3 protein-coding genes are annotated in these 5,803 nt (G+C 59.7%); 1 reads left to right on the top strand and 2 read right to left on the bottom strand.

The features are described 5' to 3' along the window. Positions 1 to 75: 75 nt before the first annotated feature. Both Q5H33_RS07940 and dapE read right to left on the bottom strand, forming a co-directional pair. Entirely contained in the window at positions 76 to 2,892 is a 2,817-nt protein-coding gene (locus Q5H33_RS07940) for an Rne/Rng family ribonuclease (protein WP_081291374.1), read from the bottom strand. A gap of 502 nt (positions 2,893 to 3,394) precedes the next feature. Then, positions 3,395 to 4,600 carry a succinyl-diaminopimelate desuccinylase gene (dapE, locus tag Q5H33_RS07935; RefSeq protein WP_171842403.1) on the bottom strand — a complete coding sequence of 402 codons (1,206 nt, stop codon included), beginning with the start codon at positions 4,598 to 4,600 and terminating at the stop codon, positions 3,395 to 3,397. A gap of 129 nt (positions 4,601 to 4,729) precedes the next feature. Here dapE and Q5H33_RS07930 point away from each other — a divergent pair, with 129 nt between their 5' ends. Next, a complete protein-coding gene (locus tag Q5H33_RS07930; protein ID WP_117793708.1) occupies positions 4,730 to 5,674 on the top strand; it encodes an AEC family transporter in 945 nt (314 codons plus the stop codon). The last annotated feature ends 129 nt before the right edge of the window (positions 5,675 to 5,803 follow it).

The raw sequence follows: 5,803 nt of genomic DNA, 5'->3' as shown, positions 1-5,803 counted from the left end.
TACACATACCCGCGTACAACCGCAAGTCTGTTTCCGGCGTGTCAGGTTGACAGACCGGAATAATCATTTATTCTTCTATGCTTCCTCGCCCAGTTCCGCATTGTTGGCGGCCACGGCAGCCGCCGCGATCTGCGCGAGTTTGGCCTTCACGTCCGGCGAGGAGCCTTTCGGCACCTGCACGTCCGTGCCGTGACCATGCTTGTTGGTCTTGACGAACGGGTCGCCGCCCTTCAGGGCGTACGGATCGTCATAATCCGCGGACACGGTCGGCTCGTCGTGAAGAATGAATCCGCGGCCCTTGCAGGTCGGGCATTCCTCGGAAAAGGCTTCCACCAGCCCCTGTCCGATGCGCTTGCGCGTCATCTGCACCAGGCCAAGCGAAGTGACTTCGGCCACCTGATGCTTGGTGCGGTCGCGGGCCAGGCATTCCACCAGTCTGCGCAGCACCAGATCACGGTTGGCTGGCATGACCATGTCGACGAAGTCGATCATCACCATGCCGCCGATGTCACGCAGGCGCAGCTGACGTGCGATCTCTTCGGAAGCTTCGAGGTTGCAGCGGGTCACCGTCTCCTCAAGACTCTTGCCGCGGCCGATGAAACGGCCGGTATTCACGTCGATGGTGGTCATGGCTTCGGTGCGGTCGATCACGATCGAGCCGCCCGACGGCAGGTAGACCTGACGTTCCATGCCCTTGCGCAGCTGGGAGTCGATCTGCCACTTGTCGAACACGTCTTTGCCTTCATGTTCGGCCGGATCCCACTTTTCGAGCTTGTCCTTCAAGTCGGGAGCCATGGTGTCGAGGTATTCCTCGATACGGCCGTACACGCGGTCACCTTCAACGATCATCTTGGAGAAGTCGTCGTTGAAGATGTCTCGCACCACGCGGATCGCCACGTCCGGCTCGCCTTGCAGCAGCTTCGGACGCTTGCCGTGCAGGAATTCGTCTCGCTTGGAGGTGATGCGTTCCCACTGGCGCACCAGGCTTTCAAGATCCTTGGTGATCGCCTCTTCGGAGGCGCCTTCCGCTGCGGTACGAATGATCACGCCCATGTCTTTCGGCGCAACCTTCGACACGATGTTCTTCAGGCGGGAACGTTCACGCTCGCTGAGCTTGCGGCTCACGCCCGTCATGCCACCGGATGGCACGAGCACCAGGAAACGGCCCGCAAGGGTGACCTGCGAGGTCAGTCGCGCACCCTTATGTCCGATCGGATCCTTGGTGACCTGCACGAGCACCGGGTCCCCCGACTTGAACGCGAGTTCGATGCGGCGAGGCTGGCCTTCCAACCGTGCGGAATCCCAGTTCACCTCACCCGCATAGAGCACGCCGTTACGCGCCTGACCAATGTCGACGAACGCGGCTTCCATGCTCGGCAGCACGTTCTGCACGCGGCCCAGATAGATGTTGCCCACAGTGGCGACTTCCTGAATGTCGGACACGTAATGTTCGACGAGCACATTGTCTTCGATCACGGAAATCTGCGTGTGGCGTTCGCGTTCGCGCACCACCATCAGGCGGTCGACATGCTCGCGGCGAGCCAGGAAGTCCTGCTCCATGAGCTGGCTTTGACGGCTGCGCTCACGGCGATTGTCACGGCGACGCTGCTTCTTGGCCTCAAGTCGGGTGGAACCTTCGACGTCGGTGATCTCGTCGATGTACTGCTGCTTGCGGGAACGACGCACGAGCGGCTCTTCCGCCTCATCCGTCTTCGCACCGCCACGACGGCGACGACGGCGACGGGTCACCGTGCCTTCATCCTCGTCATCGTCCTCACGGCGACGACGGGACTCGCCTTCATCGCTATCCCGCTGCTGTTCGTCGGCTTCCTCACGATTGCCGCGGCTGCGACGGCGACGACGGGTGCGCGTCGGCTGCTCGTCGTCATCATCGTCATTACGATTGCGGGTTTCGTCATCAATCGGCGCATACGTAATATCGTCGAGGATCAAATCCTCTTCGATCTGTTCGACTTCAGCTGCGGCACGACGCTCCTGCGCGTTCAAACGACGGGAACGACGCGACTTGCGAGATCCGCCTTCCTCATCATTGTCCGCATCATCATTGCGATTATCCCGATTATCGCGTTCATTGCGATTGTCTTCGGAACGCTCTTCGTCGGCAACGTCGCGATTGCGGCGGCGACGGCGACGTGACGGACGATCCTCATCCTGCTCATCGTCATGGTCCTGCGCATTGCGATCATTACGCTCGCCGCGGTCATTACGGGAATCGTCGCGATCGTCGTCTGCCCTGTCTCGGGAATCCGCAACGGACGGCAAAACCGGCTCCTGGAAAAGCAGAGACATCATCGGACGCGGATTGTGGCGGACCTCATGACCTTCCGGCAACATATCGACGGCATCCAAGGCACGCTCCACAGACGACTCCTCATCATGGGAATCATCGACGGAAGCGCGACGACGCGGCATCTCATCGTACTCATCCGCATCATCGGCGAAACGGCTGCGACGACGCGACGGACGATCCTCGTCCTGCTCATCCTCAACCTGCACCGAACGACGGCGACGAGAACGCGTCGGCCGTTCGTCGGCAATCTCACGAACATCATCATCGGACTGGACCGGACGACGACGGCGACGGGTCGGACGGGTCATACCCTCGGAATCGGCGGAATCACCGGTATCATGCGCAGGTTGCGCAACCGGCAACTTCGGCTCCTCGAACAGCGGAGCCGAAGCATGCTCCTCGACCTTCAACTCCAAGGACGCACCGGCAGCTCCCACGCCACGCACCACGCGACGACCGCCACGACGGCGACGCGGGGCAGGATCGGACTGGACCGACTCGAATTTCACAACATTCACGGCATGCTCAGGCGATGCCGAAGCTTCGACCTGATCGAAGCCCTCACTGGTATTAGGCACAATGGCTCCTCGACGACACGCTGCAATCGCGCCGCCCACGCTTAGGCCTCATACGGTTCTCACACCACGCTCTCACCGTGGCCGCGCATCATGGCGCCCGTAGGAAGCAACTTCCGTCAAAAGTCCTCATCATGCGACGGCGGACACCAGCGCTCGCGGACACACATGAACTTCACGCGAGGGGATCAACGCCATCGGATGCATCGGTGATTTGCAGAACCACCGTCTATAAGTATGACACAAAAAACAACGGAACGTGACATGACGGGAAATTTTCCGGATCCTGCAACTCACCGCCTGCTTTCCCCGCCCGCAAATCCCAGGCCCCGTCTACACAAGTCGTTGCTCCGTCTGCACAAGTCGAAAGAAATCACGATTCGCGAGAAATGCAGACACAGATTACGACTCGTGCAGACAGCCGATCCGACTCGTGCAGACAGAAGACGGAAAACAACAAACAGCCGATAGCAGGCAGAAACAGGAGGCAGAAAAAGGCAGCAGACAGCTACTTCAGCCAGTCTTCAAGCAAGTTGGCCATCAGCAGCAGATCCGATTCCGGCAGCTGCTCGTCATGCTTGTGCGCCAGCAACGGACTGCCCGCACCCAGATTCACCGCGGGAATGCCCAGCATCGAGAATCGCGCCACATCCGTCCAGCCAAGCTTGGCCAGAGGCTCACGCCCCGTGCGCTCGCGCACCAATTCCACCAGCGACTGCGCGAGCGGCGACGTCAACCCCGGACGTGCGGAAGGCGACTCGTCCTTCATTTCAATGCCGAAGCCTTCGAATACGCCACCTGTGGCAACATGCTCGCCATTGCCCAATTCCGCACCGGCATCCGCGCCAATCATCAGTGCCTTCGCCTCAGCCAACGACTTGTCGGGGGCAAAACGGTAGTTGACATGCACGCGGCATTCATCAGGAATCACATTCGTGCCCTTGCCGCCCGAAATCAGCGTGGCATTCAGGCCTTCCTGATACGTCAGGCCATCCACTTCAATCGCACGATTTTCATAAGCGTTCAGCCGGCTCAGAATCTCAGCGGCCGCGTGGATGGCGTTCCTACCCATCCACGCACGCGCCGAATGCGCCGCAATGCCGTGCGTGATCACGTCGAAACGCATCGTGCCATTGCAGCCGCCTTCAATACCGCAATCGGTTGGCTCCCCGATAATCGCAAAATCGCCGGAAATCCAATCAGGATGCGCCTCGACCACCTTGCGTAGGCCGTTCTTTTCGGCGGCAACCTCTTCGTGGTCGTAGAACACGTATGTCAGATCGTATTTCGCATCCGTCAACGCGGCCGCCAAATACATCATCACCGCGTCGGAGCCCTTCATATCGGTGGCACCGCGCCCCCATATCACGCGCTCCCGCCCATGGCCGGCGGCAACATCCTCGCGAATCAGCGGATCGCCCGGTTCCAGCCAACGCGGCGGGAAATTGTCGATCACCGGCACCGTGTCGAGATGCCCGGCGAGGATCACGCGACGCTCACGCCCAAAATTCGTGGATGCGACCAGCGTATCGCCATGCCTGCGCACTGTCAGATGCTGCTGTTTATTTAAAAACGCTTCGACCGCGTCGGTCAACGGCCCTTCGTCGTCGCTCACGGAATAGGTTCCCATGATCTGGGTCATCAGCTCGTTCAGCTGCTCCTGCCTGGTGGCGGAAGCGGAAAATCCAATCTCAAGTTCGTTCATACCGCCCATTATCCAGCACCACCGGAACCGACATCGCCGTTCGACAACGCTTTTGAGACGGATCGGATGTTATCCATATGCATGGTGCAACACTGGATAGCGGCCAAACCAACGACCGAGAGCGAAAGGAAGAGTGTCATGCCTGGTCTGTTAAGCGCATTGGAAGGCTTCTGCGTCATTGGCATCGTCATCGGCACCGGTTACGCGGCCGCGCGCATGCGCATAGGCGGACCTACCGCGCAGATGGTGCTCAACAGGTTCAGCTTTTTCGTATCGAGCCCGTGCCTGATGTTTGCCATCCTGTCCAAGGAGAGAATCTTCGAGATATTCCACTCCTCCATTGTTGTGGCGTTCTTCTCGGCCGTGCTGGTCGGATTGGTGTTTCTGATCCTCAATAGGCTGTTCTTCCATCTGAAGGCGGCGGATGCCACCATCGGCGCGTTGAATTCGCTGTATCTGAACTCCAACAACATCGGTCTGCCGATCGCCACGTACATTCTGGGCAATCCCGCTTTGGTCGCGCCGATTCTGGTCATGCAACAGGCGGTGTTCACACCGATCGGCCTGACCGTGCTCGATGTGACCACCAAAGGCAAGGTCTCCACGAGGGAGATTCTGAAGCAGCCGCTGCATCAGCCGCTGCTTATCGGTTCGCTGCTGGGCATCGCCGTATCCGCGATTTCCGCAAAAACCGGTCATTTCGTGGTGCCGGACTGTATTTACGATCCGATCGACATGATCGGCGATTCCGCAGTGCCAATGATTTTGATGGCATTCGGCATGTCGTTGCACGGCACGAAGCCGCTGCAGGACAAGTCGAATATTCCCGCGGTGTTCACGGTGGCGGTATTGAAGAACATCGTGATGCCAATTATCGCGTTCCTGCTGTCGTATTTCGTGATGGGCTTCCGCGGCGCCACATTGTACGCGTGCGTGGTGCTCGCCGCCCTGCCGACCGGGCAGAACGTCTACAACTACGCGGCGCGGTACAACGTGGGTCTCTCGTTCGCACGCGACGGCATTCTCTTCTCGACACTGACCTCACCGATCTTCATCGCAATCATCGCGGTGCTGCTCGGCTGACCTCGCCAGTCCTCGCCGCGGTATCCACGACCGCCGCGGCGAGACCATCAATCGTCCGTACGGTAGCCGGCATGACCGAGCCCGTGCGCCGCATGATTCGCGGCACACCCTCCGAGCACCATCAGCGCA

Source organism: uncultured Bifidobacterium sp. (assembly GCF_959020145.1).
Classification (GTDB): domain Bacteria; phylum Actinomycetota; class Actinomycetes; order Actinomycetales; family Bifidobacteriaceae; genus Bifidobacterium.
This window is presented reverse-complemented; position numbering and strand designations above follow the sequence as displayed.